General features: G+C 48.9%; 4 protein-coding genes and 1 pseudogene. 2 read left to right on the top strand and 3 right to left on the bottom strand.

Features of this window, described 5'->3' with window-relative positions:
• Positions 1-69: 69 nt before the first annotated feature.
• Positions 70-255, top strand: a complete 186-nt coding sequence (locus NH395_RS18280; RefSeq protein WP_253026927.1) for a hypothetical protein — start codon at positions 70-72, stop codon at positions 253-255.
• Positions 256-398: 143 nt separating this feature from the next.
• On the opposite strand, the pseudogene NH395_RS18275 reads toward NH395_RS18280, so the two are convergent.
• From NH395_RS18275 to NH395_RS18265, 3 genes and pseudogenes are all read right to left on the bottom strand, one after another.
• Positions 399-617 (bottom strand): annotated as a pseudogene (locus NH395_RS18275) (transposase); the annotation flags it as partial.
• 233 nt (positions 618-850) lie between these two features.
• Positions 851-1,012: a four-helix bundle copper-binding protein gene (locus NH395_RS18420; protein ID WP_244910225.1), complete on the bottom strand. Its 162-nt coding sequence runs from the start codon at positions 1,010-1,012 to the stop codon at positions 851-853.
• Positions 1,013-1,601: 589 nt separating this feature from the next.
• Positions 1,602-2,324 carry a cytochrome c biogenesis protein CcdA gene (locus NH395_RS18265; protein ID WP_009288244.1) on the bottom strand — a complete coding sequence of 241 codons (723 nt, stop codon included), beginning with the start codon at positions 2,322-2,324 and terminating at the stop codon, positions 1,602-1,604.
• Positions 2,325-2,571: 247 nt separating this feature from the next.
• Between NH395_RS18265 and NH395_RS18260 the strand changes: the two genes are divergently transcribed.
• On the top strand, positions 2,572-3,091 hold a 520-nt coding region (locus tag NH395_RS18260; protein ID WP_253026925.1), incomplete at its 3' end, for a peroxiredoxin.

Here is a 3,091-nt window from a genome sequence, read left to right as displayed (position 1 = left end):
GGATCAAGGGGTTCGACCAACTGAAGCTGGTCGTGGACAACGTCCAGTTTCGGGATGGAGAGCAGGTGGATGATCAAACTGGCAGAGACGCCGCCTGATGGTCATACACCAGATTTGACAATAACTCATCTGATGTGGACTCCCAACGAACGCTTGATGTACGGAATTGAGTACGGCTATTTCGAAACGGAGTTGGCCGATGGCCGTGAAGAAGATGCGAGCCGTGTGATGGTGGCTGCCCAGTATAGTTTCTAGGGTGAGTTAGTAGCATAGCAGAGAAGCTGTTTTGATCGATTGCTTGGGCGTATGCCCAAGCTTTTTTATGGTTCTTCGTCACTTCATGTGGGGCCTGATCGAACAGGCGACCCACAATACCACTGTCACTAAACTGAATAAGAAAGATCAGTCGCGTCGGGAACACTTTTGATGACCAAATCGATACAGATGAAGTCGCGCATGGCCTGGCTGTCATAGATGGCATCTTCAAGCGCTTCGTCGACCAGTGCATACCATTGCTGAAGGAAGTAGATCCGCAACATCTGTCCCAGGAACCGTTCCCGGCGGGTGACCTTCTTATTGTTCTGGTGCTCAGCCTGAGCAAACGAGATCTGTTTCATCGAGAACTCTGGCGGGTAGTGGAAAACTGTATTTTGCCCTGCCGGTGGCACTTAGGCAGCAACGGTCGTATTTATGCAGTGTTTCCTTAAAAGAGGCTCGCAGTAGGCTTGCTTCTACTAGAGTTTATTTCAAAATAATTACCTCAATAATTTGAAAGCCTGAGTTAAAGCAAATGAATTTCTCCATAGAAGTTCACGTCCAACCGGAGCGCTCGCCCCGGCTGGCTTAGAGCTTAGCTGGCCATTGCGGCACATTCTTCAGCGCAGCGGTGACAAGCTTGGGCACACTCTTGGCAGTGGGATGCATCATGTTTTTCACACTCATCACCACATTTCTTACAAATGTCGGCACATAGACGGCAGATCTCGTGCGCAAACTCACTTTCTTGTGCCATAAATGAGGCGGCTAACCGACAAATTTGAGCACATTGCATGTTAAGGCGAATACATTCCGCCATCATTTTTACGTTGTCTTCTTTTAGACACTCAGTTGCACACTTGTCGCAATAAGCAGCGCATATGTGACAAGCTTCAATGCAGTTTTCGTATTTTTTGAAGTCCATCTCGGTTCTCCATTTATTAAATCAAATTTTATTTACCATAGTTCTTGCTTGGCATAATAAAGCTAGAACAACCTAAAAGATAAATCAAGGAAAGGTAACCTGGTAACTAATCAAAAAATATAAAAATAAACCAGGTAGCTGTGCGTTACTTGCCGTAATTTTTATTATTCAGCTAGGATTCAGGAAGGCCTACTATAATAAATTTTTTGTCAAAAAAACACTGAAACGTTCGCTGCGCTTGTAAGTTACCTCGCCACGAGATCCTAATTAAAATTAATTAGGTGAAAGAACTAAATTAACAGTGAAAGAAATTAAGTTCTAAGCATTATAAAAATAATCTCCTTTTAGGAGACTAGCTCAGCCTAATAAGCTTCTTAAGGAGTCAGTATGAAAAGTAATCTCTACTTCTCTGACGGCCTGGCTACCCCAGGGTCGCCAGGGAGGGGAAAAGGTCGACCATGAGACTGGAAAGCCGTGTCATGGTACCCGAGACGATGGCGATGCCCATCAGGATCACAATCGTGCCCGCCACGGGGCGAGCATAGGCACTCCACCTTCCCAGGCTTTGCCGATGCAGAGCGAATCGGTTAATCAGTAAAGTGCTGGCAAGAAAAGGTAGCGCCAGTCCTGCCGAGTAGGCACTGAGATAAATCATTCCAGCCTGGGCACTAGCAGCATTGGACGTGGCCATCAAAATGGCGCCCAGTATAGGGCCGATACAGGGGGTCCAACCGATGGCAAAAGAGACCCCGAACACTGTCGCCGACAGCGGGGAGCCACCCTGGACATTGGGTGTGAACTGAAAGGTACGCTGGAATAGCGGCAATCGGAACACGCCGGTCATAAAGAGGCCCAGCACGATCACCGCCGCGCCGGCAACCCAGTTGAATTCTTGGCGATACCCTCGCATCAGTTGCCCGATACTACTGGCACCGAGCCCGAGTAGGATGAACACGATGCTGAAGCCGAAGACGAAGAAGGCACTGAGGGTCAATGCCTCTAACCGCCTGTCGGCTTTACCGGCACTACCGCCTGTGACCACCGACAGGTAGGCCGGTAACAGGGGCAGCGTGCAGGGCGAGAAGAAGGAGATCAATCCGCCGATAAAGGCGCCGACCAAGCCGATGGAAGAGAGAGATTCCAATGTGTTATCGCAACTTAAGTTATGGAGACGGCCAACAAGGGTATTGATACCAATCCCATGGTGCTACCTCCTATCATATCCATTTTAGCGCCGTAAGAATTTTAAGGCTTACAGCTGCTTTAAGGTCAACCTTTATTGACAAATTATTTGTCTCCTATCGAATTGCAAATATTACACATCAAGCTTGACCTTAAAGTTGACTTCAAAGTTATGGTGGCTACTCAATGAATGACATGAGGACATTTCCATGGCGCTACAACTGGGCGAGACAGCACCAAACTTCACGATCGAATCCACGCAAGGCACGGTCAACTTTCACCAATGGCTTGACGACAGCTGGGCGGTGCTGTTCTCGCACCCCGCTGATTTTACGCCAGTATGCACCACAGAACTGGGCGCGTTTGCCAAGCGAAAGAACGAATTCACCCAGCGGGGTGCCAAACTGGTTGGGGTTTCGGTGGATCCCCTCAGCTCTCACCACGACTGGGCGAGGGATATTGAACAGACTCAGGGCGCAGCTCTGAACTACCCCTTGCTGGCTGACGAAGATCAGGTGGTGGCGAAGCTGTATGGAATGATTCACCCGAAAGCCGACCCTAAACTGACGGTGCGTACGGTCTTCATCATCGATTCTGACAAGAAAATTCGTCTCACTTTGACGTATCCGCCCAGCACTGGACGTAATGTCGACGAGATACTGCGGGTTCTTGATTCGCTGCAGTTAACCGACAAACACAAAGTGGCCACGCCCGTTGACTGGCATAACG

The organism is Halomonas sp. Mc5H-6, assembly GCF_024124705.1.
Taxonomy (GTDB): domain Bacteria; phylum Pseudomonadota; class Gammaproteobacteria; order Pseudomonadales; family Halomonadaceae; genus Vreelandella; species Vreelandella subterranea.
Note: the sequence above shows the minus strand (reverse complement) of the source record. Positions and strands in the feature narration are given on the sequence as shown.

Excerpts from the sequence above, each read along its gene's own strand:
- NH395_RS18280 (WP_253026927.1), top strand. The coding sequence starts at position 70 with ATGATCAAACTGGCAGAGACGCCGCCTGATGGTCATACACCAGATTTG.
- NH395_RS18420 (WP_244910225.1), bottom strand. The coding sequence starts at position 1,012 with ATGGCACAAGAAAGTGAGTTTGCGCACGAGATCTGCCGTCTATGTGCC.